Consider the following 26400-nt stretch of genomic DNA (forward strand, 5'->3'; position numbering starts at 1 on the left):
ATCACCGTTTGCTTTTGATGATGGTGCCAAGGCCTTGCAGGTAGGCCACCAATGCGTCCATTTCGGTCTTGCCCTTCACGGCTGCGGCTGCACCGGCGATGTCTTCGTCGGTGTAGGGCACGCCCAGGGTGCGCAAGACTTCCATCTTCTTCGCGGTGTCCTTGCCGTCGAGCTTGTTTTCCACGAGGAACGGGTACGCCGGCATTTTCGACTCAGGCACGACGTTGCGCGGGTTGTACAAGTGCGCACGTTGCCAGTCATCAGAGTAACGACCGCCGACACGGGCCAAATCCGGGCCGGTACGTTTGGAACCCCACAGGAATGGGTGGTCCCAGACGCTTTCGCCGGCGACCGAGTAGTGGCCGTAGCGTTCGGTTTCGGCGCGGAACGGGCGGATCATCTGCGAGTGGCAGCCGACACAACCGTTGGCGATGTAGACGTCGCGGCCTTCCAGTTCAAGCGCGGTGCGCGGCTTCATGCCTTCCACCGGCTTGTTGGTGACGTCCTGGAAAAACAGCGGAACGATCTGGGTCAGGCCGCCGATACTCACGGCGATGACCATGAAGAAGGCCAGCAGGCCGATATTCTTCTCGACTACTTCATGCTTCATCAGTGGGCTCCCACAACGGCGATCTTGGCGGCGGCTTCGGCTTCGGCAGGGTCGGAGGCACGCACAGTGCGCCAGACGTTGTAGGCCATGAACAGCATGCCGGAGGCAAAGAACGCACCGCCCAACGCGCGGACGATAAAGCCCGGATGGCTGGCCTGCAGCGCTTCGACGAAGGAGTAGGTGAGGGTGCCGTCATCGTTGATTGCACGCCACATCAGGCCCTGGGTGATGCCGTTGACCCACATCGAGGCGATGTAGAGCACGGTACCGATGGTCGCCAGCCAGAAGTGCGTGTTGATCAGCCCGACGCTGTGCATCTGCGCACGGCCGAACAGTTTGGGGATCATGTGATACAGCGCGCCGATGGAGATCATCGCTACCCAGCCGAGTGCGCCGGCGTGTACGTGGCCGATGGTCCAGTCGGTGTAGTGGGACAGCGAGTTGACGGTCTTGATCGCCATCATCGGCCCTTCAAAGGTCGACATGCCGTAGAACGCCAGCGATACCACGAGGAAGCGCAGGATCGGGTCAGTGCGCAATTTATGCCAGGCACCCGACAGGGTCATCATGCCGTTGATCATGCCGCCCCAGCTCGGGGCCAGCAGAATGATCGACATGGCCATGCCCAGGGACTGCGCCCAGTCCGGCAACGCGGTGTAGTGCAAGTGGTGCGGGCCGGCCCAGATGTACAGGGTGATCAGTGCCCAGAAGTGCACGATGGACAGGCGATAGGAGTAAATAGGACGTTCGGCCTGTTTCGGCACGAAGTAGTACATCATCCCCAGGAAACCGGTGGTGAGGAAAAACCCTACGGCGTTGTGGCCGTACCACCACTGGATCATCGCGTCCGTGGCCCCGGCGTAGGCCGAGTAGGACTTGAACAGGCTGACCGGCAACGAGGCGTGGTTGACGATGTGCAGCATCGCCGTCACCAGGATAAACGCCCCGTAGAACCAGTTGCCCACATAAATGTGCTTGGTCTTGCGCTTGACGATGGTCCCAAAGAACACCACGGCATAGGTCACCCACACAATGGCAAGCAAAATGGCGATGGGCCATTCCAGCTCGGCGTATTCCTTGGTGGTGGTGTACCCCAGTGGCAGGGTGACGATGGCGCCGACAATGACCGCTTGCCAACCCCAGAAGGTGAAGGCCGCGAGGCTGTCGGAGATCAGTCGCGTCTGGCAGGTTCGCTGCACGACATAGTAGGAGGTGGCAAACAATGCACATCCGCCGAAGGCGAAGATCACCAGGTTGGTGTGCAGCGGGCGCAGGCGGCCAAAGGTCGTCCATGGCAAACCGAAATTCAATTCCGGCCAAACCAGTTGCGAGGCGATGAACACCCCGAGCCCCATGCCAAGGATCCCCCAGACCACCGTCATGATGGCGAACTGGCGGACTACCTTATAGTTATAAGCAGTCGGACTGATTGCTGTGCTCATTCTAAGGTTCCACGGTTTAGGTTTTTTTATAGGTAAAATCGGCCGCAAGTATGTAGAAAGCGAGGGGCCATTGCAACGCAATGGCTGACCTGTATCAATACGTTCCACGCCAGATTCTGCGCCCTTTCCATGTTTGGTGTAGGGATAAAATCCGAAATGGAAAGCTGATCGAGTGGACAGGAAATTTAGCGGGCGCAACGGCTGCCGTCGCGTAGGCCGGGAATGGTCCACTGTGGGAACAAGCGTAGACCCGAAAGTGAGGAGGGGAAAGGTGTGCTTTGGAAGGGTGCGACACTTGGTCGCTCATGATGTGGCTCATTCAAAAGTGAGCATGAACCTGTGACGAGGGAGCAAGCTCCCTCGCCACAGGTAAGCGGAGCCTCCCCTGACCAGGGGAGGCAGTCAGATGTTATTGGGGCTGGCTTTCTGGCGTTGCACCATCAGCGTTGTGGGACAGGCTGTAAACATACGCGGCCAACAAGTGCACTTTATCGTTACCTTGCAGCGCTTCCTGCGCTGGCATCTGGCCTTGGCGGCCGTGGCGGATGGTTTGCTGCAACTGCGCAAGGCTGGTGCCGTAGATGTAACCGGCCGGTTTGGTCAGGTCGGGCGCGCCCATGGCTTCCATGCCGTGGCCTTGCGGACCGTGGCATGCGACACAGGTGGTGTTGAACGCCGCTTGGCCTGCGGCCAGGTCAGCGGTGCTGTCGGCAGGCAATGGCAGATTGGCCACGTCGTGGCGGACGTAGGCAGCGACGTTTTTCACGCCGTTGTCGCCGAGCATGTCACCCCAGGCCGGCATCGCCGCGTGGCGGCCGTTCAGGATGGTGGCCTTGATCGCTTCAGCCGAACCGCCCCAGCGCCAGATGTTGTCCGCCAGGTTTGGGAAACCAAACGCGCCCTTGGCATCCGAGCCGTGGCACACCGAGCAGTTGGAAGCGAACAGGCGACCGCCCATTTTCAGCGCTTGCGGGTCCTTCGCGACTTCTTCCAGCGGCATGGCCGAGAATTTGGCGAAGATCGGCCCGAACCTGGTGTCAGCCTTGGCCATCTCCTTGTCCCACTCCTTGGACGACGTCCAGCCGTCTTCATAGCCCGGCAACACGCCTTTCCAGTTGCCCAGGCCCGGGTAGAGGATCAGGTAGCCGACCGCAAACACCAGGGTGCCGGCGAACAGCATGAACCACCACTGGGGCAGCGGGTTGTCGTATTCCTCGATACCATCGAAGGCGTGGCCCATGGTCTGGTCGACGCTGCCCTTGGTCTCGCCCTTGCGGGTGCCGATCAAGAGCCAGGTCAGGCCGATCAGGCTGCCGAGGGTCAGTACGCAGATCCATGTACTCCAAAACAGGGTCATGGCCGAGTCCTCCTTATTGCAGGTTCTTCTTGAGCGTCGGATGGAGAAGGTTCATCGGCGAACGGCAACAGGCGCGCCTGCTCGAATTCCGCATTGCGCCGGTTGTTGAACACCCACAGCGACAGGCCGATAAAGGCGATGGCGACCACCAGCGTGCCGAGGCCGCGGATGGTGCCCGCATCGAATTCAAATCCCATGGTTCACCTCTTGCTCTTGATGGCAGTGCCGAGCACTTGCAGGTACGAAACCAGCGCGTCCATCTCGGTCTTGCCTTTGAGGCTGGCCACGGCGGCACTGATGTCGTCGTCGGTGTAGGGCACGCCGAGGGTGCGCATCACGTTCAACTTGGTCTCGGTGTGGCTGCTGTCGACCTGCGCGGTGACCAGCCACGGATAGGCCGGCATTTTCGACTCGGGCACCACGTTGCGCGGGTTGTACAAGTGCGCGCGGTGCCAGTCGTCCGAGTAGCGTGCGCCAACGCGCGCGAGGTCCGGCCCGGTGCGCTTGGAGCCCCACAGGAACGGGTGGTCCCACACACTTTCGCCGGCGACCGAGTAGTGGCCGTAGCGTTCGGTTTCGGCGCGGAACGGACGGATCATCTGCGAGTGGCACTGTACGCAGCCTTCGCGGATGTAGATGTCACGGCCTTCCAGTTGCAACGCGGTGTAGGGCTTCATGCCTTCAACCGGTTTGTTGGTCACGTCCTGGAAGAACAGCGGGACGATCTGGGTCAGGCCGCCGATGCTCACGGCCAGGACCATGAGCAGCATCAGCAGGCCGACGTTCTTTTCAATCGTTTCGTGTTTCATCACAGACTCCTCAGGCCATCTGCGCCGCAGCGGCAACTTCGGCAGGTTGCGCCGAACGCACGGTGCGCCAAGTGTTGTAAGCCATCAGGAACATGCCGCTGAGGAAGATCGCACCGCCCACCAACCGCACGATGAAGCCAGGGTGGCTGGCCACCAGGGTTTCGACGAAGGAGTAGGTCAAGGTGCCGTCTTCGTTGACCGCACGCCACATCAGGCCCTGGGCAATGCCGTTGACCCACATCGAGGCGATGTAGAGCACGGTGCCGATGGTGGCCAGCCAGAAGTGCGCGTTGATCAGACCAAGGCTGTACATCTGCTCGCGACCGAAGACTTTCGGGATCATGTGGTACAGCGCGCCAATGGAAATCATCGCTACCCAGCCAAGGGCGCCGGCGTGTACGTGGCCGATGGTCCAGTCGGTGTAGTGGGAGAGGGCGTTGACGGTCTTGATCGCCATCATCGGGCCTTCGAAGGTCGACATGCCGTAGAACGCCAGGGAGACGACGAGGAAGCGCAGGATCGGGTCGCTGCGCAACTTATGCCAGGCACCCGAGAGCGTCATCATGCCGTTGATCATGCCGCCCCAGCTCGGTGCCAGCAGCACCAGCGACATCACCATGCCCAGCGACTGTGCCCAGTCCGGCAGCGCGGTGTAGTGCAAGTGGTGCGGGCCGGCCCAGATGTACAGGGTGATCAGTGCCCAGAAGTGCACGATGGACAAACGATAGGAATACACCGGGCGCTCGGCCTGTTTCGGCACGAAGTAATACATCATGCCGAGGAAACCGGCGGTGAGGAAAAAGCCTACCGCGTTATGCCCATACCACCACTGCACCATGGCATCCGTCGCACCGCCGTAGAGGGAGTAGGACTTGGTCAGGCTAACCGGGATTTCCAGGTTGTTGACGATATGCAGGATGGCCACGGTGATGATGAACGCACCGAAGAACCAGTTGCCGACGTAGATATGCTTGGTGTTGCGCTTCATGATCGTGCCAAAGAACACGATGGCATACGCCACCCAGACAATGGTGATCAGGATGTCGATCGGCCATTCCAGTTCTGCGTATTCCTTGGAACTGGTGTAGCCCAGTGGCAAGGAGATGGCGGCCGAGAGAATGACAAGCTGCCAGCCCCAGAAGCAGAATGCGGCGATTTTCGGCGCGAACAGCTGCGTCTGGCAGGTACGTTGCACCGAGTAGAAGGAGCTGGCGAACAGCGCGCAGCCACCGAAGGCGAAGATCACCGCGTTGGTGTGCAACGGGCGCAGGCGGCCGAAGCTGGTCCAGGGCAAGTCGAAGTTGAGTGCAGGCCAAACCAATTGAGCCGCGAGAAAAACCCCGAGCCCCATGCCGACGATGCCCCACACCACCGTCATAATGGCGAATTGGCGGACCACCTTGTAGTTATAGGCGGTACTTAAAGTAGTGTTCATGGTTCCCCATCCACGGTTCAGCCCAAGCAGATGCGACACTTGGGTTGGAGTTATAGGCAGACTAAAAAGCGAGGCAAGCATGGGCAAAGAGCACAAGGCCAGTATTGACGGGGATCAATGGGTGCAGTGTGTGCGGGAACATGGGTGGCTGTGGGATGCGGCGTCGAGGACGACTTCAGCCGCTCCAGTCACGCTGATCCTGGCCCACGGCGCCGGTGCACCAATGGATTCCGGGTTTATGAACGACATGGCTGCACGCCTTGCCGGGCATGGCGTGAACGTGTTGCGCTTCGAGTTTGCGTACATGGCCCAGCGCCGGGTGGACGGGGGCAGGCGGCCACCGAACCCTGCGCCCAAACTGCTCGAAGCATGGCGCGAGGTGTATGCCGAGGTGCGACGTCATGTCGCTGGGAAACTGGCGATCGGCGGCAAGTCCATGGGCGGACGCATGGCCAGTTTGTTGGCCGATGAATTGGGCGCCGATGGGCTGGTGTGCCTGGGGTATCCGTTCTATGCGGTGGGCAAGCCGGAAAAACCACGGGTCGAGCACCTGGCTGGGTTGAAGGCGCCGACGTTGATTGTGCAGGGCGAGCGCGATGCGCTGGGCAATCGGGCGGCGGTGGAGGGGTACGACGTGTCGCCGAGCATCGAGGTGATGTGGCTGGTGGCGGGGGATCATGATTTGAAGCCGTTGAAGGCTTCGGGGTTTACGCATGAGCAGCATTTGGCGGCTGCGGCGGTGAAGGTGGCTGGGTTTATTGCTGGCCTGTAGGGCCCCATCGCAGCGGTGCGGCGACCCGACAAGCCAGTTCCCACATTTTGATGTGTGAATACACCCAAATGTGGGAGCTGGCTTGCCTGCGATAGCGGTCTACCGGTTGAAACGCTCCACCAGCGAATACTGAGTATTCGCGGTATGCGTCAGCTCTTCACTCAACTGCGCCGAGTTCAACGCCTGCTCCGACGTCTGGTCCGCCAACAGCGCAATCGTGCTGATATTACGGCTGATCTCTTCGGCCACGGAGCTTTGCTCTTCAGTGGCAGCAGCGATCTGGGTCGTCATGTCGGTGATATGTGCCACCGCTTCGCTGATGCCCACCAACGCCTGATCCGCTTCCATCACCCGCGCTACGCCTTCTTCGGCCTGGCGATGCCCGGCGTCCATGGTTTGCACAGCGGCAGCAGCGGTGTGCTGCAGCTTGGCGATCAGGGCATGGATCTGCCCGGTCGACTCGGCGGTACGCTGGGCCAGTTGACGGACTTCATCGGCAACGACGGCAAAGCCTCGACCCATCTCACCGGCACGCGCCGCTTCGATGGCTGCGTTCAAGGCCAGCAGGTTGGTCTGGTCAGCGATGCCTTTGATCACATCGACCACACCACCAATCTCATCGCTGTCCTTGGCCAATTGAGTGACGGTCACGCCCGTCTCCCCAACCGCCACCGACAGACGCTGAATCGCCTCGCGGGTTTCCCCGGCAATGTCGCGACCGCGACCGGTCAGGCGGTTAGCCTCTTGGGTCGCATCGGCGGTGCGCTGCACATGGCTGGCGACCTCCTGAGTCGTCGCCGCCATCTGGTTGACCGCCGTAGCCACCTGCTCGGTTTCTACACGCTGGCGTTCCAGGCCGCTGGAGCTGTTATGCGCCAGGGTGTTGGACTGCGCCGCCTGGGCGTTCAGGTGCTCTGCAGTGTCCTGCAAGCGCGTCAGACAGGTCTTCAGGCGCGCCTCCTGGCTGAGGATCGACATCTCCAGGCGCGCCTGGGCGCCACGGCTGTCGGTGTACATCTGCGCGATCAACGGGTCGGACGTGGTCTGCTCGGCCAGGCGCAGCAAACGCTTGAGGCCACGCTGTTGCCAACTCAAGCCCAGCAGGCCCAACGGCACCGACAACCCCGCCGCCAGGGCAAAGCCCCAGTGGGAGTTGAGTGACGCGCCGATCATGAAGCTCAGTTGGCTCACTAGGATAAACGGCAGCCAGTCCTGCAACACCGGCAGCCATTTGTCCCGCCGGGGGATCGCTGACTTGCCCTGGTTGATGCGGTGATAAAGTGCTTCGGCCCGGCGGATCTGCTCAGAGGTGGGCTTGATGCGCACCGATTCGTAGCCGACCACCTGGTTGCCGTCGAAGACTGGCGTCACATAGGCGTTAACCCAGTAGTGATCACCGGTCTTGCAGCGATTCTTTACGATGCCCATCCATGGCAAGCCTTGTTTGAGCGTCGACCACATGTGCGCGAACACCGCCGCCGGAACATCCGGGTGACGCACCAGGTTGTGCGGGGCACGGACCAGTTCTTCGTGGGTGTACCCACTGATTTCGACAAATGCGTCGTTGCAGTAGGTGATCACGCCCTTGGCATCTGTGGTGGAGATCAACCGTTGCTGAGCGGGGAAGGTACGTTCGCGCTGGGTAACGGGTTGGTTATTACGCATGGTTGTTCAATCCGCAAGGCTTTCAAGGGTTGTCGGCAGGAATGGCGGTTTATTTAACTTATTTTTGCAACAATCAACCGGCCACCGCCTCGCGTCACTGTTCTGTAAGTGTTGCGGTCTCGAGAATGTCGAACGCCATGCGCTGCTGGATCGTGCTTCGCGAATACGCCCTTAAAAATGCCTCGCGGTCAGTAGCACTGAGCCTAAGGCGGGCAAGTGCGGCAACCGCTGCGTCCGGGTTTCCGGGGGCAAACACGCAAGCATTGGGAATATGATTGAGTGTGAACGCCTTTGAATAACCCTCCAGTCCCGCGAGTATTGGCTTTCCGGTAGCTGCATATTCAAACAGTTTGGAGGGAATGACTTTCAAGAATGCCTTGAAGTCATTGAGGTGCAAAAAAAGCACATCGGCTTGCTGATAGTAATGAATCAGTTTGTGTCGGGGCATGGGCGCAATAAGCTCGACATTCTTTACATGTCCCTCGATCAGTGCTTCGCGCAGTTTTTTCATCGTACTGCCATCGCCAATCACGTAGAAACGGGCTGTGTTTGCGAGCCGTTCGGCCAGTGATGGCAGTATTTTATCCAAGCCTTGGCCGATGCCGATATTGCCTGCGTAAACAATCTTCAGTGGGCGTGTTGGTTCGTTAGGCGTGTCTGGATAGAACGGGGTTTCAAGAAAGAGATCGTCCACACCGTGGGTGAAAGTTGAAAAGCGCTTGTGTGGATAACGAGCCGAGAAGTAACTCAGAAACCCGGGTGATATCAGGTTTACCCGCGTTGCGCGATCGAGGGTGAATTGTTCAACGCGGGAAAATACTCGCGCCAGGAGTTTGCCCAGGACGCCGGGGAAAAGTTCGGGCAGTATGTCGACAAAGATGTCTCGGATATCCAGATAGAGCGGTGCCTTTTTTTGGCGCGCAATAGCGGCGCCCAGTGTGGCCGTCATCAGCCGGGAAGAAGTGGTCACAATCACGTCGTACTGCTTGCCTTTTACCGCTCGAAGTACGCCGCAGGCATAGTTGGCAAATCCCCAGGCCTGGCCCCAAACGCTGAATCCGTGCGTGGGCAGGTCTATGCGGGTGATAGACAGCCTTGGCTGATGTGCGGTGTGATCCCAGGAGAAAGTATAAGAAGGGTAGCGGTTCGGCTGAGTGGTCAGCACGTCGATCTCTATCTCATCGTTACCGTAGGTGAGCAAGCCATTGACCAGCGCCTCGACGCGAAAGGCCGACAGGTCGGGCGGAAAGTAATAGCTCAATAAAAGAATGCGCACTGTCATATGCACCTCTCAGTCTTACCCGTCAGTACGCGTTCATACAGTGTTAGCAAATTGCTTTCTTGCTGCTCCCAACTTAGAGACGAGGCGGCATTTTTCGCGTTTTGGGCCAGTGTCTGACGTAACAACGGTTCATCGATCAACCGCTGTAATTCCCGGTGCAGTGATTGATCCGAGCCTGCCGTCACCAACAACCCCACCGCGTGGGACCGGACAATTTTGCGAATCTCCGGAAACGCCGTCGCGACCACGGGCAGCCCGGCGATGATGTATTCGAACAGCTTATTCGAGTCGGTGGTGAAGTGGTTCAGGCAGGTATTTTCTATAGGCTGCACACCGATATCGGCTGACGCGGTATAGCCGGGCAAATCCGCTAATGAAACGGTCGGAATAAAGTGCACTCGCTCTGTCAAGCCAAGCGCCTCGCTCAACATCTTCAGGGGGGTCGTAAGCCTGCCGCCCCCAATCAATACGAAGTAAGCGCGTTGCAATGTGACTGCGACGCGTAACAAACGCTCCAGGCCGCGCCCCTGTTGAAGGCCGCCCTGATAGAGAACGATGGGCCAGGGCCGTTTCAAACCCAGCTCATGGCGAATCCTCTGGCTCTGTGGACTGGCGATCAGGCACGGACGATTTTGCAGCACCAGAGGACGGGTTATTCCGTATGCCCTGGCAAAGAACTTAGCCCTGCTTTGTGTGGTGGTAATGGTGCCCTCAGCCCTGGGCATCAAGGCTTTTTCGATACAGGCAACCCACTTGCGAAAGCGCGCATACCCCTCGCGGCTGGTACTGAGTTCATGGGCGTCGTACACCAGCCTCGCTCCGCTGAGCCGGGCGGCCAGCCATGCAGTGGGCAGCGTATTAACATCATGGGCATGCACAACGGCGGCGCGATGCAGAGCGATCCGCACCAATAGCCCTGCATGCACCCAAAGTCGTGAAAGGATGCGTCGCAGCGGCATCGACTGTTCTGTCGGCGGTGAGCCGGTCGAAGCGCAAGATCCAGCACTTGCGGGTCGCCATCTCAGGCTGCGCGCCACGCGTATCACACGGATGCCATCCGCCAGTACTTCCCTGCGCTGCGTTACACCTGGTGTATGCAATGCGAACACTGTCACTTGATAACCGGCCGCTTGGAGTGTCCGGGCTTGTTTCAATACGCGGGCGTCATTGCGGAACTCATTCCAGACGATCATGGCGATAGGGGGCACGGGGGAATTCCTGTTTATTTCGACGGTGTTCAGTGAATCGGGTGGGTGGCAAGAAACATCCGATTGATGTTCAGCGAGTGACTGCTCAGGTAAAGAACGTCCTGTGTGAGGACCTTCAACCTGCTGAAGCTTTGACGGAGGAGAATCAGCGCGATGAGCGCGATGTAAACGTGGGGAGGCGTCAGACAAAGAAAGTCGACAATGATGAAGGCGAATGTCACCAGGAAACCTGTGGCGTGGAATGTGTCGGCTACTGTGAGAGGGTGGCGGGACAGCATCGAATGCACGCGTTGACTACGGTTGTTCAAACCAATCAGCACAGCCGCTGCGGTTGCATAGTAGAGAAGGCTGGCGGCCAGGAGTGACGGGTAAAGGTAGAGCAATGCCATGAAAACGGTCAGGGCGAACACGGCATCGGATAAGCCCCGTGTGAATCTGGAAAACGCTCTGGCAGCCAGGGGTAATTGAGTGTTGAGCAGTGTTGGTTCTGCGCAGCGTTTTATCAGAGCACGTGCGCCGTTTCTTGAGTAACGGGAAGCCATAAAACCGGCCCCTAGGTAAAAAACGTAGAGGATCACCGTCAACAGGCCTAACCCGATGATCAGGGTGATTTTATTAAGGTCTTTCAGCACCGGCGGAAAATACGCAGGAACCGTCTCTGATCCGAGCAGAATGACAATCTTGATCGGCAGGAAATGGGTCGTTATCAACAACATCTGTGCGCAAAAATGCGCAGCATGAGCCATCAACATTGCGCGTGGAGCGATGTTCATGAAGTTACGGCCCAAGTGTACGCACCAGATGAGTGTCGACAGGACACTGTGTTGCAAGGCCCTAATTTCTTGGCTCACCGTGGGGTTCTCGTATAAGGCTTATTTCTGATGCGGTGATCAAGTGCACATCGCTTTGCATCAGCACTCGCTGCCTGGCGTTCAAGGACTTTTCCCTGAAAATTCCCGGGTTTAAAAACAGCGTTTCTATCGCGTCGCTGATCCCGTTAGAACTCTCGGGATCAGCTAAAAAACCGCAGGCGTCATCAACAAACTCAGGGATTGCTCCGACCCGATTGGTAATAGGGACCAGGCCTGAGGCCATCGCTTCATCGCGAGAAACGCCTTGAGTGTCCATTCGGCTAGGGCACAGAAATACGCCGTAGTGTTTATGCAGGTCAGCGATCTGTGATTGTTTCAAGTAACCTTTTTCGATCCGCACGTTCGGGTACTTGCGCAGCGGCGCAAGTGTTTCTTCAAACAACGGCCCATCGCCCATCATCAGGAACTCAAGCTCGTTGAAAAATGGCTTTGTCTCCAGCAGTTGAATGGCTTTGACGCTCAGGTCATTGGCGTAAGTGCGTGATACATAGGGGCGGATCGACAGGATTTTTTTGCGCTGTTCAAGCGCTTTCTCCGCGTGAGAAAACAGTCGGGTATCAATGGGGTTGTGGATGATTCGGTGTTGGTTCTGAGGCAACCGGAACCCTAGGTCTTCCATTGCTTGCTCGGCGAACTGCCGCGACACGAATACCAATTGCAGATTGGGTGGCATGGGCTGCAGCACGCTGCGCCAGAAAGCCATGCGTCTTTCGCTGTCGAGCTTGCCCAGCTGCAACTGCTCTTGATCACCGTAGTTGTAAGCCCGGCGCCACCAGGGTTGGATCTCCGCGCCGTGCACCCAGACAATCACTCGAAGGCGAGGCAGGTAGGGGCGCACTACTTCCCACATCTGCTGGTCCAGAAAGTGCACCAGCACCGATATGTAGTGTCCGGCGTCAAGCATGCTCTTCAAGGCGCTTGCAGGCCCGGTCACTACGTCAACATTGTCAAATTCGTGATAACTGATCGGTTCGTTGGGTCGCAACCGAAAGACGTCTATGGGCAGGCCCTGTTCCTGATAGGCCGCGACACGGGTATGAATAAAACCATTTCGATACAGGTCGCCATAGGCCGGGTAGTGGTTGGTCAGCAGCAGATGCTTAGCCTTCGCGAGGACGGTAAAGGGTTGAATGTCGCAATGGCCTTGAACCAGCGCCTTGATCGTCGAGCTGCCGCTGCCGTAGGCGCGCAGGCCTAGACGCAAGGAAGCCGTCTCTGGCGGTACATCCCAGGCCTGACTCCGATTAGCCAGTTGCATGACATGGCTGATCCGTTGTTCCTGCGCATCCAGAAACAGTACAACCAGTTGCAGGTTCAAGCCCGGCGTGGCATCGAGCATCAATCTCAATGTGCCTTCGGTCCCCTCCAGTTGCGCAACACTTAAGGTCTGCCTGGCGTAGTGGTATTCGTGTTTTCCGTCTGCGAGAGAGGAGTGGATATGCCAGGTTTTGCCTTCTACCTGGGCTTGCAAATGCTTACTGCGCAGTGGTTCGAACAGTTTTGCCAGGTCCTGGCCGCTGGTCTGCGGGCAGGAGCTACTTGCGTTCAGTGGCGGGATTGCTTCACTGCTGCGCTGAAGCTGATCGAGGCTGATACCGGTATTCAAATCAAGGTCGTTTACCACGTCGATAACATGCTGTAGACCGCTGCCTACGGCGTTTTCGCAGTAGTTGAAGGCGTCAATCGCAAGGGAGCCAGGGTGCGTGTAGGTGAGCCCTGGCAGGCTTTCCAGCCAGTCACGGGCGCGCTGTTGCGCCACTGCCGTCGTCCTGATCATGGCTCGGCGTGCTGCTATACCGAGCGTGCAGCGGTATTCCTGGCCCGGATTTATCAGGTGTATGCCTTGTTTGTCCGCGACATGATGAGCCATCTTGCCGATCACATGCGCCTTGCTGTAACGCGTGGCCAATGCCAGGTCGAGCAGGTAGTGAGGGCCGTAGTAGTCCGCCGCAATCATCGCGCCAAACCACTCTGCGCCGTTTGCCAGGTCGGCCAGGGTAAGGTTATCCAGCTGGCTGCGCTCAATCAGGTGTAAGCGGGAATCCACGCTGGCGGGCTGCCTTGTTGTCGAATCGTTTACCACGACATGCAGGTTGACGTGGGGGTAGCGCTGGCGTTGCAGATGCTCCTTGAGTGCCTGCAGCTGAACGTCATTGCGCGCCTCGGCGACGAGGCAAATTGTTGGCAGAGGCACGTCATCCACACGACCTGTGACTTTGCTCATCACATACCGCAAACGATGGGCATAGGTGTGCTCCTGCATCACTTTGCGCAGGCCGGCCAACCGCTGCCTGGCGTGCTCAGCGGGAGTGTTGAGGCGACGTAATGCTTCCTGACTGCTGTCGCTGCAAATGACCAGATCACCCATCAGTACACGCAGGCCGCGAGAAAAGTTGCTGACGGTAAGGGTGTTGGACCCCAGTAATTCAAAGATGCGGCGGGCGAACATGGATTGCGACTGTTTGATCGAGTTGAGATTCATCGCATAGCGGTAACCCTTATAAGCCAGGTCCATTTGCGCCGCGTTCAACGTGCCAGCAATGTGGCCCCGATACCGGGTCGGAAACTGATAGTTGGGCTCTGTCGTGCCGAAGTTACGATCGTAGATCTCAAGGGGACGCAAGCCAGGCAGGTCGTTGATAAAGTGTTCCAGATCGCGGGTCCGCTCGGTGTATCGGGTGTAGTAGGCGCCGGCGAAGCAGAACGCATCCTTGCGTTCATACAGTTCGAGCGGATTGTGTATGGCCGGTTGGCAGGCGAAGGGCAGCAGGTAGACACGCTCATGCCCCAACGCACTTTTATAGCGTTGAATACAGTCGATATCCGTGGTGAACACCAGGTCAAACTGCTTGGCGGTGCCCAGGAACGTCTCAAAGTGCACCGGGTCTTCTTTGTTCCAGAACACCGTTGGCACTTTGTGTTCCCGGCACCAGTGCAAGATCCCGCGCAGTTCTACGCTGTTCTGGGCGATCTTGTTCTGCCAGCGGTCCTCCTTGCCGCGCCATGCGGATTCGATGAACAGCAGGTCCGGTTTAAACGCTTGCAGCTCGGCCAGGCCCTGCTCTGGCGTCAGTTGCAACAGCTCGCTTTCATACCGGTAGGCCTCATGGGAAAAGGTATCTAGCACGCAGGCAATTCTGAAGGGCTTGGCCGTGTCATGAGGGGCGAGCATCAGTTGGCTGCGCACATAGGCTGCATCCGGCAATGGCGTGGGGGCCGGTGCTGCAAGGAAAGCGGCGGTGTCAGGTGACGTTGTTGGGAGAGCGTCACGGTCTGCGAATGACGTGGGGGCTTGGCCTTTGCGACGCGCGCAGGCGTGCTGGTACAGCTTGAATAACGCCACTGGCAAACGCAGGCACTCGCGCAGCGAGCCCACCGCCATACGCAGTTGATAACCCAACTGATAGGTCGTGCTGGCCCGCGTCTTGATCAAGCGATTTTCCAGCAGATGGCATCTGGCATCCGCGCGTTGCAGGCTGGCGGTCAGGGCCTCCATTTGCTGGGTGGAGAGCCTAAGCGTGTTCTTGAGTCGGTCAATGTGTTCAGTGGTTCCACGGTATTTCTGATTCACCTGCGCCCGGTGTTGGCGACTGGCGGCTACCTGGCGAAGCAGGCTTCGCTCGACTGACTCGAACGCAGTTTCGAGCTGGCGGATGTGGTCAAGCTCCAGTGCGCTCTTCCCCGGCTCGGCCTTGATGGCGACCATTCCCACCCACTTGCCCAGTATTTCAATCCGGACGACGTGCAGGTGCGAACTCAATAACCGAAACGGCTCCAGCAGGTAGAACGTGTGCTTGTGGTCGATAAAATCATTCACCCCGAATGGCACGGTGATGATCAATCGGCCATGCGGTTTGAGCATCGACGCTGCTTTCTCGACGAAGGTGGCGGGATGGATGAGGTGTTCAAGCACTTCACTGATCACGATGCTGTCAGGTTCGACACGCTCGGTACCCAGCGACAGAAAGTCTGCGTTCAAGTAACAAATATTCTGCTGCACGTGGTCGGGTTCCGCTCGCAGATAGTCGCCGGCCTGTTTGATTGCCTGGGGGCTGCTGTCCACGCCCGTGACCACATGCCCTTCACGGGCGAGCAATACAGGAATGATGCCCTGAGAGCAGCCTACGTCGAGGACTGTCTTGCCGGTGACTTGGGCGCAGATCCAATGGATCCGCGCGCGCGTCTCCTGCATGAAGTGCTCACCCAGCTTGCCGTAGTAGGCTTCCATGACGCGATCGTGGGTATCGGCCAGTGGCCGTGGGGCATTCATCGTCAGTTCGCCAATACGCCGGCGGCATCAATCACCACCTCGTTGGTGTGTTGCGCAGGCAGTGACCTGAACTCGCGATGCCCGACCAGCAACACATGGATATGCGCGGTGTCCCAGGCACAGGCCGTATCGGTCAATGTATGGCTGCGCAGATCGGCGGGAAGCGTATGAATATTCGGCTCGACCAGCAGCAACGTGACCCCCAACTCCTTGGCCAACTGCCGGGCGATGCCAAGTGCGGGGCTTTCGCGCAGGTCATCGATGTCTGCCTTGAACGCCAAGCCATAGCAGGCAATTCGCACGTCGTGCGCGCTAAGCCCCGGGTGCTTGAATAGAAGATCCGCCACCGCCAGATTGACCTGCTGGATGACCCATTGTGGCTTGCTGTCGTTAACCAGGCGCGCAGTGTGGATTAACCGCGCCAGTTCGGGCGTTTTACTGACGATGAACCAAGGATCGACCGCGATACAGTGCCCGCCGACGCCAGGCCCTGGCTGCAGGATATTCACGCGTGGATGGTGGTTCGCCAGGCGTATCAGCTCCCATGAGTCTATCTCCAACTGCGCGCAGAGCATCGAGAGTTCGTTGGCGAAGGCGATATTGACGTCGCGAAAACTGTTTTCGGTCAGCTTGCACATCTCGGCGGTGCGTGTGCCGGTGACAATGCACTGGCCTTCGACACACTCTTGGTACAGCCGTACTGCTGTGCTTGAGCAGGCAGGGGTCATGCCGCCGATGATTCGGTCATTGGAGACCAGTTCTCGCAAGATATGACCCGGCAGCACACGTTCCGGGCAGTGAGCGATACGAATATCACTGGCTTCCCCATGGGTTGGGGGAAAGGTCAGGTCCGGGCGGGCATTGGCCAGCCACTGAGCCATGAGTTCGGTGGTGCCGACCGGAGATGTCGACTCCAGGATAACGAGGTCGTTCTTTTTCAACACAGGCGCAATGGCGCGGCTGGCCGCTTCGATACAGCTCAGGTCTGGCTCACGGTTTTCCAGGAATGGCGTCGGCACGGCAATCAAGAAGGCGTCCGCTGGTTCTGGCTGGGTTGTCGCACGCAGATAGCCTTGGCTGACCGCTGAGTGGACCAACGCGTCCAGCTCTGGCTCAACGATATGCACTTGGCCAAGATTGACGAGGTCCACAACGTGCTGGTTTATGTCGACGCCAATGACTTGCCGTTGAGGTGAGGAAAACAGCGCAGCGGTGGGCAGGCCGATGTAACCCAGGCCCACGACGCATAACGTTGGAAGGCTCATGCCGCCACCTCGTTTTCGTGCCAGGTTGCGATAAGCACTTCGCGGATGCGTCCGCAAGCGTTGCCGTCACCGTAGGGGTTGTGGGCGTTGCTCATCGCTCGATAGGCGGCTTCATTGCTGAGCAACTCTTTAAGGTGATGAGTTATGGTCGCGATCTCGGTGCCCACCAGCCGGACCGTCCCGGCGTCGACTGCTTCGGTACGTTCCGTTGTGTCGCGCGTTACCAGCACCGGCTTGCCGAGCGCAGGCGCTTCCTCCTGGATACCGCCCGAATCCGTGAGAATCACGTACGCGCGGGTCATCAAGTAGACAAACGGCAGGTAGTCCTGTGGCCCGATCAGATGCACATTCTTGATGCCTGCCAGCCGGCGTTTTACGGGTTCTTGCACTTTGGGGTTCAGGTGCACAGGGTAAACAAAGGCCACGGTTGGGAAGCTCGCGGCGGTTTCTGCCAACGCCTCGCATATACGCTCAAGACCGTCGCCAAGGTTTTCTCGGCGATGCCCCGTCACCAGGACCATGCGCTGACCTGGGGACAGGAAGGAAAATTGCTGGTCAAGTCGGCTGCGCAGTGGCGATGTAGCCGAGCGCAGTTTCTCGACAACACTGAGCAGCGCATCGATCACTGTGTTGCCCGTGACATGAATACGCTCGGCGAGGACGCCCTCATTCAGCAGGTTCTGCCGGGAGGTTTGAGTGGGCGCAAAATGCATCGATGCGAGGCTGCCCGTGAGGCGTCGGTTGCCTTCCTCTGGCCACGGTGAGTAAAGGTTGTGCGTACGCAGCCCGGCTTCGATATGCGCCACGGGGATTTGCTGGTAATAAGCCGCCAGGCTTGCAGCAAAAGTGGTCGCCGTATCGCCATGCACAAGGATCACATCCGGTTTGAAGTCTTCCAGTACCGATTGCAGCCCTTGAATGATCGCGGTGGTTACATGGGTCAGGCTCTGATCGACGGTCATGATGTTCAGGTCGTAGTCAGGCACCAGTCCAAACAGTTCAAGCACTTGGTCCAACATCTCGCGGTGTTGCGCTGTGACACAGACTTTCGAGTGGAAACGATCGTCGTTCGCGAGGTTGATAACCATCGGTGCCATTTTGATGGCTTCGGGGCGAGTGCCGAATATGCACAGTGTCTTGAGAGGCATGGGGATGGCTTCTTGTTTAGCGGATGAATAAACGCTGAGCCTGAAACGCGGGTGCACAGCTGCCTTCAACGCAGTGCCAGGCTTTTGAGCACGTGGTAACTGGGTTGTGTGGATTGGGTTGGGTACGAAACGAAGGGTTGATTTTGCCTAAAGTGGGCGTGGCCGACTACTGACCGTTCGGCTAGTTACGGCATGTTACCGGTCGCGTGAGAACTCAAAAGCCGCCCTTGAGGCGGCCTTTGTGTCACGTAAAACGGGTCGGGTCAGCCTGCCAGCATCGGGTAGGTAAACAACCCGAAGTGAAGCAGGTTCAAACCAAAGTGTGTGGCTATTGCCGCGCCCAGGCCGCCGAAGCGATAAGCCAGGCCATATCCCGCCCCGGCAATGCTGGCCAGCAGCACCCAGTGCCAGCCCGCGCCGACATGCACCAGGCCAAACAGCAGCGAGGCCAGCAGCAGTGCGAGGTTTTCGCCATAAGGCAGAGGGTTGAAGCGCTGGCTCAAGCCGCCCTGGACATAGCCACGGAACAGGGCTTCTTCTACCAGGGTCACTAACAGCAGGTTATTGAGCACCCACAGCCATGCCGGTTCCGGCCATTTCGGCGCCCAACTGATCATCCCCAGCAAGGCTGCACCCCCCAAGGCGGCGATGGCGGTGAGGGTCAGGGCCAGGGCGGTCACGCAGATCGACAAGCGCAACGAGCGCCGCGCCACGATCCAAGGGCAGGCCAGCAACAGCCAGAAGCCAATCAGCGGTTTGTCCTGGTTCAGGTACATCGAGAACGGCACGGCGTCGGCGGTGAAACGTTGCGCAGCAATACCACGCCCGTTGTAGAAACCCGGCAGCCAGTGCATCGCCAGGCCCAGGGCCAATACGATAAACAGCCCGTGGCCCAGGAAGCGCGCCCAAGGCGTGCGTTGCTGGCGTACGGCATAGCCGGCGATCAGCAGCAGGGCGACGGACACACCCGCCAGCACCCCCAGTTGCCCGTAGATCAAGGCCACTAGGTAGCCGATGGAAAGAAGCGCCAGGTACAGCCAGGGCAATGGGAGCATGGGGAATCCTTGGAAAAATCTGGGCGGCATTATAGCGACCGGACCGCCAAGGCCCGCATGAAAACGCCTCCACGCACTGCGCGTGGGTGAAGTGATTGCCAACCCTGGTAACGACTGGTTATAGTCCGGGCCTCTTCATCCCTTCACACAAGATCAGCCCATGCCAGCTTTCCAGCGCATAGCGGTAGTCGATTCAGCGTCCAACGCTGCAGTCGTGCCGTGCGGGAACCAGCAGCCTGCGCAGATCAGTCACTACCCCCCACCTGTCAGTCGCACGCCGGTGTACGCAGTCGTATCACCGCCGGGTGTTGGCCTTTCGGGCTGATCAGCTGATTGCTGTTCCCGTCTGCCCGCCTGAAAAAAACCTACTGAGTTTCAGCAACTGCTGAATCGGCTTTTTTTGCCTGATGACAGGTGGTATCCATGTCTGTTTTTTCGAAACAATCCGTGGCCGCGGCGGCCTCGACGAGCCTGTTTGTCTTGCTGTGGAGCAGCGGGGCGATTTTCTCCAAATTGGGCTTGGCCCATGCTTCACCCTTCGCATTTCTGTTGATCCGCTTTGCCATTGCCCTGGCGGGGTTGGTGATTCTGGTGCCGATCCTCAAGCTGAAATTGCCACGCCCCGGCAAACCCATGGTGTATGCGGCGGCGACCGGCCTGGTGTTGCTGGGGGCCTACCAGATTTTTTATGTGCTGGCCCTGGACCTGAAAGTCACTCCCGGCATGATGGCAACCATCATGGGCGTGCAGCCGATCCTGACGGTGGTGCTGATGGAACGTCAGCGCTCGTGGCGCCGGCTGTTCGGCCTGGGGCTGGGGTTGGCGGGGCTGATCATGGTGGTTTACCAGGGCATCGGGTTGTCCGGCATGTCCCTGGCCGGGATGCTGTTCGGGCTACTGGCCCTGGCAAGCATGACCTTCGGCTCGATCATGCAAAAGCGTATCACCGACAACCCCTTGGGCACGCTGCCGGTGCAGTACCTGGCGGGGCTGCTGCTGTGTTCGGTGGTGGTGCCGTTCCAGCCGTTCCACTTTGAGCACAACAGCGGGTTTTACCTGCCGGTGTTGTGGATGGCGCTGGTGGTGTCGGTGCTGGCAACGCTGTTGCTGTACCGCCTGATCGCCCGGGGCAACCTGGTGAATGTCACCAGTCTGTTTTACCTGGTGCCGGCGGTGACGGCGGTAATGGACTACCTGATCTTTGGCAACACGCTCGCTGTGCTGAGCCTGGTGGGGATGGGGTTGATCATCATCGGGTTGATGTTCGTCTTCCGTAAAAACTGATCCAATCAAACGGTGAGCGAAAGGCTTCGCTCACCGTTTTTTCGGGCGCAACACCAACCACAACGCTCCGGCAATCAGCACCCCGCCATACACGTGCGCCATGGACAATGGCTCATCCAGCAACAACGCACCCCACAGCACGCCGAACGGCGGGATCATGAAGGTCACGGTCATCGACCTCACCGGCCCAATGGACGTCAGCAGGCGGAAGTACAGGATGTAGGCAAACGCCGTGCACACCAGCCCCAATCCCAACAGTGACAACCACACCTGCCAACCCCCCCAACTCGCTGGAGGCTGGCTGATCGCGCTGTAGGCGAACAACGGCAGCAGGAACAACGTCGCGCCAAGCATGCTGCCCAGGGCCGACAGGCGACTGTCCAAGCCGCCGCGCTGATCCAGCCAGCGCCGTGCCAGGAACCCGGCAAAGCCGTAACAGGTGGTTGCCAGCAAACAGGCCAGCGCGCCCATCAATAATTCCAAGTCAAACGCCACCGGCCCCGCGCGGGTCAGCACACCCACGCCCAACAAGCCGAGAAATACCCCAGCGACTTTCGAGGGCGTCAGGCGTTCGCTGAAAAACAGCCCGCCAATCAGCACGCCCATCAACGGCGTGGTGGCATTGAAGATCGCCGAGTAACCCGCTGGCAGCACCTGGGCGGCCACCGAATACATAGTTGCCGGAATCCCGGAGTTGATCACCCCCAATAGCAATACAGTCTTGAACTTGCCCTGGAAATCCCAGCTCACGCGCATCATTGCCAGGATCACCAGCAACCCGGCGGCGGCAATCGACACGCGGAAAAACGCAGTCGGCACCGTGCCGATTTCCGGCGCAATAATGCGCATGAACAGGAAACTCGCGCCCCAGATGGCAGCGAGCCCCAGCAGGTAAAGGGTGTCGACAGGTCTCACGGATCACTCCCACATAAATAGGCGGCGAGTGTTGCATGACATTTCTAATGATTACAGAACAAACCGCGTCACCATCCCATTCAGGTCCACCGCTAAACGCGACAGTTCCTGGCTGGCCGCCAAAGTTTGAGTGGCGCCAGCGGCGGTCTGGGTGGACAGGTCGCGAATATTCACCAGGCTGCGGTCCACATCACGTGCCACCAGCGCCTGTTGCTCGGCGGCGCTGGCGATCACCAGGTTGCGCTGGCTGATCTGCGAGATGGCCGCGGTGATTTTCTCCAAGGCGCTGCCAGCGCTGTTGGCCCGTTGCAAGGTTTGGCCGGCGTGCTCGGCGCTGCTGTTCAGGGCGTCGACGGTGTCCTGGGTGCCTTGCTGGATACCGGTGATCATCTGTTCGATTTCTTCGGTGGAGTCCTGGGTGCGTTGCGCCAGGGAGCGTACTTCGTCGGCGACTACCGCAAACCCACGCCCGGCCTCGCCCGCACCCGCCGCCTCAATGGCGGCGTTGAGTGCCAGCAGGTTGGTTTGCGCGGCGATGCCACGGATCACTTCCAGCACCTTGCTGATGTCCTGCGCTTGCACCGCCAGGCCTTCGGCCTTGTTCGAGGCGCCGAGCACTTCGTCCACCAGGTTCTGGATCGAGCGGATGGTTTCGCTGATCTGGTAGTGGCCGTGCTTGCTGTCTTCGTCCGAGGCCTGAGACGCCTCGGCGCTGGACACGGCATTGCCTGCCACTTCGTCCACGGCGGCGCTCATTTCGGTCACGGCGGTGGCGGCCTGTTCGATCTCATCGTTCTGTGCTTGCAGGCCACGGGTGCTTTGTTCCATCACCGAACTCATCTCTTCGGCTGCCGACGCCAGCTGTTGCGCCGATTCGCTGATGCCGCGGATAGTGCCTTGCAATTGCAACTGCATGGTGGCGAGGGCGGTGAGCAATTGAGCCGGTTCGTCGTTACCGCTGTCGGCGATTGGCTGGCTCAAGTCCCCGCCGGCGATGGTGCGGGCCACGATCAGCGCCTGGCCGAGCGGGGCGGTGATGCTGCGCGTCAGCAGCCAGGCCAGCAGCAAGGTGGCGATGAGTGCGAACACGATGATCAAACCGACAATCCACTGCGCGCTGGAGTACGTCTGCGCGGCGGCGTTCGCTGCGGCTTCCACGCCGTTCTGGCTGAAGCTGATCATGTCCTCCAGATTCTTGTTGAGGACCACACCCTGTGGCGCGAGGCGGCTGTTGAGCAGGTCGAAGGCCTCTTGTTGCAGATCCTTGTCCACCAGGGCAACGATCTGCCCGACCAGGCTCAGGTAGGCGTGCACGTTCACTTCGAGCTGCTTGAGCAACTCGCGTTCCTCGTCGTCGCTGAGCAGGGTTTTATGATGGTCGAGCAGGGTTTGCAGTTCGACGCGCTGGCGAGTGATCAGAACTTTGCTATTGTCGCGGATCCGCGATTCGTCGGTGGTCGCCAAGCGCAAGGCCTCCAGGCGGATACTGGCGACAATGGCCGCGCTGTCGTGGATATTCTCGATGCTTGGCATCCACGATTCTTCAATGATCAGTGCGCTTTGCCGCAGCTTGGCCATCTGGCCCAGGCCAAACATCCCGACGATCACCAGCAAGCTGGCCAAAACCGCAAAACTCAGACTGGCACGCAGACCGATCTTTATGTTCCTCAATGACATCTCAGTGCTCCTTGGGCGATTAGATCCTGCTCCCGGATCGGTCTTAGGACCTTGTTAGGGAGGGAGAGGGCGCGCTGTATATCAAAGTGCCATCACTGTAGTAATCAGGGTTTCCCTTAGTTGGATCCAATGCCCTCGGTGGTTCACCCAGACCCGTGCGCAAAACGATGTTGCAGGCTCAGGCTGACAAGGCCCGCCGTTTCAAGCGTGCAGATAAAACGCAGTGCGACTAAACGGTGCGTTTATTGACCGATTGGTCGAATTAAAAAATTGAAAATAAATGGACGAAATGAACGAAGGTGTACGAGGCATTCCCAAAATGACCCTTCTCCTGCACTCGTACACTGGCTAAGCTCAGGGCTTCCAGATGCCCATAGAGGTTTCCCGCATGTCGCAGTTCGCCCTCGCTGTCGCCCAGATGATCCTCGATGGCTTCGACGACTACCGCGAGCACTTCCGCCATATCACCGATGGCGCCCGCGAGCGTTTTGAAAAGGCTCAGTGGCAGCAGGGGCAGGCGGCGTCGGCGGCGCGGATCAACCTCTATGAAGACAAGGTCAGTGAAGTGACCGCACGCCTGCGCGAGCACTTCGATGAGGCCGCCTTGCTCGACATTAATCTGTGGCCCGTGGTGAAAAGCGCCTACATCGGCCTGATCGACCTGCGTTTTGACGATGAGCTGTCCGAGACCTGGTACAACTCGATCTTCTGCGGCCTGTTCAGTCACGACCTGATCAGCGACGGCTGCATGTTTATCCACACCACTCGGCCCAGCCTGCGCCGGGCAAGGGCCGCGCAGACGCGCACCTACACGCCCGCCGGGAAAATTTCGGAAATGCTCGCGCAGATCTTTGCCGACTACCGCTTCAGCGAACCCTACGCCGACCTCGCCGCCGACCTGCGCCGCCTTGAAGCCCAACTGCGGGAAAACATGCCGGACTGGGTATGCAAGGACCCGGACCTCAAGGTCGAGCTGTTTTCCTCGGTGCTCTACCGCAATAAAGGCGCCTACCTCGTCGGGCGTATCTATACCCGCGATGAACAATGGCCCCTGGTGATCCCGCTGCTGCACCGCGAAGGCCAGGGCATCCAGATCGATGCGCTGATCACCGACGAAGCCGATGTGTCGATCATCTTCTCGTTCACCCGTTCCTACTTCATGGTTGATGTGCCGGTGCCGGCGGAATTCATCGGCTTTCTCAAGCGCATCCTGCCGGGCAAGCACATCGCCGAGCTGTACACCTCCATTGGTTTCTACAAGCACGGCAAGTCAGAGTTCTACCGTGCCCTGATCAACCACCTGGCGACCACCGACGATCAGTTCATCATGGCCCCCGGTGTGCGCGGCATGGTCATGAGCGTGTTTACCCTGCCGGGCTTCAACACCGTGTTCAAAATCATCAAGGACCGCTTTTCACCGTCGAAAAACGTCAGCCGCACCACGGTGATCGAAAAGTATCGCCTGGTTAAAAGTGTCGACCGCGTCGGGCGCATGGCCGATACCCAGGAGTTCGCCGACTTCCGCTTTCCCCTGAGCAAATTCGAACCCGAGTGCCTGGCCGAGCTGTTGGAAGTCGCCGCCGGCACTGTCGAAGTGGAAGGCGACACCGTGCTGATCCGCCACTGCTGGACCGAACGGCGGATGACCCCGCTCAACCTTTACCTCGAGAATGCCAACGCCGCCCAGGTGCGCGAGGCCCTGGAAGATTACGGCCTGGCAATCAAGCAACTGGCGGCGGCGAATATCTTCCCCGGCGACATGCTGCTGAAAAACTTCGGCGTCACCCGTCACGGCCGCGTGGTGTTCTACGACTACGACGAAATCTGCTTTCTCACCGAAGCCAACTTCCGCCACATTCCCACACCACGTACGCCCGAGGATGAAATGGCCTCCGAGCCCTGGTACTCCATCGGCCCGCTGGATGTGTTCCCCGAAGAGTTCCCGCCGTTCCTGTTCGCCGACGCCGGCCAGCGCAAACTGTTTGATGAACTGCATGGCGAGTTGTACAACGCGGACTACTGGAAAGGGCTGCAGGAAGCGATTCGCGCCGGTAAGGTTATTGATGTGTTTCCTTACCGGCGCAGGGAGCGCGATCATTTATAAGGTGTGATCTGCCCCTGAGCCGGATTTTTGGGGAGCGCTCTTCAGAAAACGCCAAATTTGCTGTTGGTCGACTTGACGCCTATTTTTTCCAAGTGGTACTTCGCGGGCTTCATGTCATTTTTCGCGGGTTGGTAATGGCCTGAGGTATTGGACAAGTACGTTTTGCCCGTTAGGGTTTGTTTCAAGTAGCCGGCACTGACGACATTACTCGACTGTCCGGCACCGGCCCCCATTTCCGCGACAGCGGGGTGGGAGACCATCTTTGGCGCTACATTTTTATTGATGTTGGCAACGACCATCTGGCCGTCTCCAGTCACGACGAACTTGGTGATTGTGTTCGGTTTCTTCGCGATGTTCAGATCGTCTGGTTTCTTTATGGTTGTGACGGTGGCTATCGGGTTTCTGGGGTTCGTCGCCGCGCCCGCCAGGTGCATCTCCGCGTTCAGGTCTTTCGCTCTTGTATTGGTCAGTTTCCGATAGCCCTCATATCCGTTTTTTGTAGAGGCGTCGTGAGCGCCAGTGGGGGTTGACGACCAAGAGGAAGTTGTTGAAAAAGATTGAGGAGCAATGTCTTGATATTTGTCGGCGTAATTATGCAAATGACGGGTGTAAGTGTTGGAGTAACGGCTGGAGTCGATAGGCATATGAAAATCCTCGAGAGTCAAAGACGAAAACAGTCATGCGTTGTCTTGCCATTCGCCAAATGCGTCATAGACCACTCATGAAACTCATTCCTCGTGCTGCTTGGCTTGTAACGTGATAGTTCGAAATTCTATTTGCCCTCAGGTTGGTAGGCGGCTCCGACGAGACTTGGCTGTTGGAGGGTGTTGAGGGCGGCTTTTCCGTGTAGGCCGGAGGGAACTCATAGCGGGGCGGTGGCTGCGTATCTGCCGAACGCGGTTGTGCTCGCATGGATTCTTCATAGCTTGGTAAGCGCGACGTGACGGAATCGATTGGCATATAGAGCTCCGTTTTCAGGGTTGAGCGGTCTGATTTGCGAGGCGTACCTGGAGACTTATTGAAGCCTGTATATCTCATCCATCAAATCGGACTTTCGCTTTTTAACAGTGAGAAGGGCCTCCACAGCTGTGTAGTAAAAGTCGCTATTGGGTTGGGCGCTAAAGACCATCGCCACGTGATGGAACGTCTCCCGATGTGTCGAAATCTGCGACAATCCCTCCCACTCAATCGATTAATGCTGTGCAGGTCTCGCCTGCCTTACCCAAAAGA

The 26400-nt window shown here is 58.6% G+C and carries 20 protein-coding genes; 3 read left to right on the forward strand and 17 right to left on the reverse strand.

The genetic code is table 11. The features are described 5' to 3' along the window. Window position 1: 1 nt before the first annotated feature. From ccoO (AACY08_RS03015) to ccoN (AACY08_RS03040), 6 genes are all read right to left on the reverse strand, one after another. The gene (gene ccoO, locus AACY08_RS03015; RefSeq protein ID WP_003193167.1) at window positions 2-610 is read right to left on the reverse strand and encodes a cytochrome-c oxidase, cbb3-type subunit II; all 609 of its coding nucleotides are present in this window, start codon (window positions 608-610) and stop codon (window positions 2-4) included. Further along, window positions 610-2052 (reverse strand): cytochrome-c oxidase, cbb3-type subunit I, encoded by a 1443-nt coding sequence (gene ccoN / locus AACY08_RS03020; protein WP_339436435.1) that lies wholly within the window; start codon window positions 2050-2052, stop codon window positions 610-612. Before ccoN (AACY08_RS03020) ends, ccoO (AACY08_RS03015) begins: the two co-directional genes overlap by 1 nt. A gap of 409 nt (window positions 2053-2461) precedes the next feature. Continuing rightward, window positions 2462-3409, reverse strand: coding sequence for a cytochrome-c oxidase, cbb3-type subunit III (gene ccoP, locus AACY08_RS03025; RefSeq protein WP_339467954.1), 948 nt, complete (start codon window positions 3407-3409; stop codon window positions 2462-2464). Continuing rightward, window positions 3406-3606 (reverse strand): cbb3-type cytochrome oxidase subunit 3, encoded by a 201-nt coding sequence (locus AACY08_RS03030; RefSeq protein ID WP_339467956.1) that lies wholly within the window; start codon window positions 3604-3606, stop codon window positions 3406-3408. The genes ccoP and AACY08_RS03030 overlap by 4 nt, the downstream gene beginning before the upstream one ends. Window positions 3607-3609: 3 nt before the next feature. After that, window positions 3610-4218, reverse strand: coding sequence for a cytochrome-c oxidase, cbb3-type subunit II (gene ccoO / locus AACY08_RS03035; protein WP_065881223.1), 609 nt, complete (start codon window positions 4216-4218; stop codon window positions 3610-3612). Between the two features lie 10 nt (window positions 4219-4228). Then, window positions 4229-5653 (reverse strand): cytochrome-c oxidase, cbb3-type subunit I, encoded by a 1425-nt coding sequence (gene ccoN, locus AACY08_RS03040; protein ID WP_339418731.1) that lies wholly within the window; start codon window positions 5651-5653, stop codon window positions 4229-4231. A 79-nt stretch (window positions 5654-5732) separates the two neighbouring features. Here ccoN (AACY08_RS03040) and AACY08_RS03045 point away from each other — a divergent pair, with 79 nt between their 5' ends. After that, the gene (locus AACY08_RS03045; RefSeq protein ID WP_339467958.1) at window positions 5733-6425 is read left to right on the forward strand and encodes an alpha/beta family hydrolase; all 693 of its coding nucleotides are present in this window, start codon (window positions 5733-5735) and stop codon (window positions 6423-6425) included. Window positions 6426-6524: 99 nt separating this feature from the next. On the opposite strand, the gene AACY08_RS03050 is transcribed toward AACY08_RS03045, so the two are convergent. The 8 genes from AACY08_RS03050 to AACY08_RS03085 form a co-directional block, all read right to left on the reverse strand. Beyond that, the gene (locus AACY08_RS03050) at window positions 6525-8090 is read right to left on the reverse strand and encodes a methyl-accepting chemotaxis protein (RefSeq protein WP_339467960.1); all 1566 of its coding nucleotides are present in this window, start codon (window positions 8088-8090) and stop codon (window positions 6525-6527) included. Window positions 8091-8184: 94 nt separating this feature from the next. Continuing rightward, on the reverse strand, window positions 8185-9372 hold the full coding sequence (locus tag AACY08_RS03055) for a glycosyltransferase family 4 protein (protein WP_339467962.1): 1188 nt from the start codon (window positions 9370-9372) through the stop codon (window positions 8185-8187). Next, complete coding sequence (locus tag AACY08_RS03060) at window positions 9369-10580, reverse strand: glycosyltransferase family 4 protein (RefSeq protein WP_339467964.1); 1212 nt, start codon at window positions 10578-10580, stop codon at window positions 9369-9371. Before AACY08_RS03060 ends, AACY08_RS03055 begins: the two co-directional genes overlap by 4 nt. 29 nt (window positions 10581-10609) lie before the next feature. Next, window positions 10610-11368: a hypothetical protein gene (locus AACY08_RS03065; protein WP_339467966.1), complete on the reverse strand. Its 759-nt coding sequence runs from the start codon at window positions 11366-11368 to the stop codon at window positions 10610-10612. Between the two features lie 46 nt (window positions 11369-11414). Further along, window positions 11415-15722, reverse strand: coding sequence for a methyltransferase domain-containing protein (locus AACY08_RS03070; protein ID WP_339467968.1), 4308 nt, complete (start codon window positions 15720-15722; stop codon window positions 11415-11417). A 2-nt stretch (window positions 15723-15724) separates the two neighbouring features. After that, complete coding sequence (wecC, locus tag AACY08_RS03075) at window positions 15725-16987, reverse strand: UDP-N-acetyl-D-mannosamine dehydrogenase (protein ID WP_339467970.1); 1263 nt, start codon at window positions 16985-16987, stop codon at window positions 15725-15727. Further along, entirely contained in the window at window positions 16984-18135 is a 1152-nt protein-coding gene (gene wecB, locus AACY08_RS03080) for a non-hydrolyzing UDP-N-acetylglucosamine 2-epimerase (RefSeq protein ID WP_339467972.1), read from the reverse strand. Before wecB ends, wecC begins: the two co-directional genes overlap by 4 nt. A 263-nt stretch (window positions 18136-18398) precedes the next feature. Continuing rightward, window positions 18399-19190, reverse strand: coding sequence for a CPBP family intramembrane glutamic endopeptidase (locus AACY08_RS03085; RefSeq protein WP_339438414.1), 792 nt, complete (start codon window positions 19188-19190; stop codon window positions 18399-18401). A 423-nt stretch (window positions 19191-19613) separates the two neighbouring features. Here AACY08_RS03085 and AACY08_RS03090 point away from each other — a divergent pair, with 423 nt between their 5' ends. After that, complete coding sequence (locus AACY08_RS03090; protein ID WP_339467974.1) at window positions 19614-20474, forward strand: DMT family transporter; 861 nt, start codon at window positions 19614-19616, stop codon at window positions 20472-20474. A 30-nt stretch (window positions 20475-20504) separates the two neighbouring features. On the opposite strand, the gene AACY08_RS03095 is transcribed toward AACY08_RS03090, so the two are convergent. Together AACY08_RS03095 and AACY08_RS03100 are read right to left on the reverse strand one after the other, a co-directional pair. Beyond that, window positions 20505-21389: a DMT family transporter gene (locus AACY08_RS03095; protein ID WP_339467977.1), complete on the reverse strand. Its 885-nt coding sequence runs from the start codon at window positions 21387-21389 to the stop codon at window positions 20505-20507. A 51-nt stretch (window positions 21390-21440) separates the two neighbouring features. Further along, the gene (locus AACY08_RS03100) at window positions 21441-23066 is read right to left on the reverse strand and encodes a methyl-accepting chemotaxis protein (protein WP_339467979.1); all 1626 of its coding nucleotides are present in this window, start codon (window positions 23064-23066) and stop codon (window positions 21441-21443) included. A gap of 388 nt (window positions 23067-23454) precedes the next feature. Here AACY08_RS03100 and aceK point away from each other — a divergent pair, with 388 nt between their 5' ends. Beyond that, window positions 23455-25170: a bifunctional isocitrate dehydrogenase kinase/phosphatase gene (gene aceK / locus AACY08_RS03105; RefSeq protein ID WP_339467982.1), complete on the forward strand. Its 1716-nt coding sequence runs from the start codon at window positions 23455-23457 to the stop codon at window positions 25168-25170. 41 nt (window positions 25171-25211) lie between these two features. On the opposite strand, the gene AACY08_RS03110 is transcribed toward aceK, so the two are convergent. After that, complete coding sequence (locus AACY08_RS03110) at window positions 25212-25814, reverse strand: hypothetical protein (RefSeq protein WP_339467985.1); 603 nt, start codon at window positions 25812-25814, stop codon at window positions 25212-25214. Window positions 25815-26400: the final 586 nt, after the last annotated feature.

The sequence above is a fragment of the Pseudomonas sp. EL_65y_Pfl1_R83 genome (assembly GCF_963970695.1).
Classification (GTDB): Bacteria; Pseudomonadota; Gammaproteobacteria; order Pseudomonadales; family Pseudomonadaceae; genus Aquipseudomonas; species Aquipseudomonas tritici.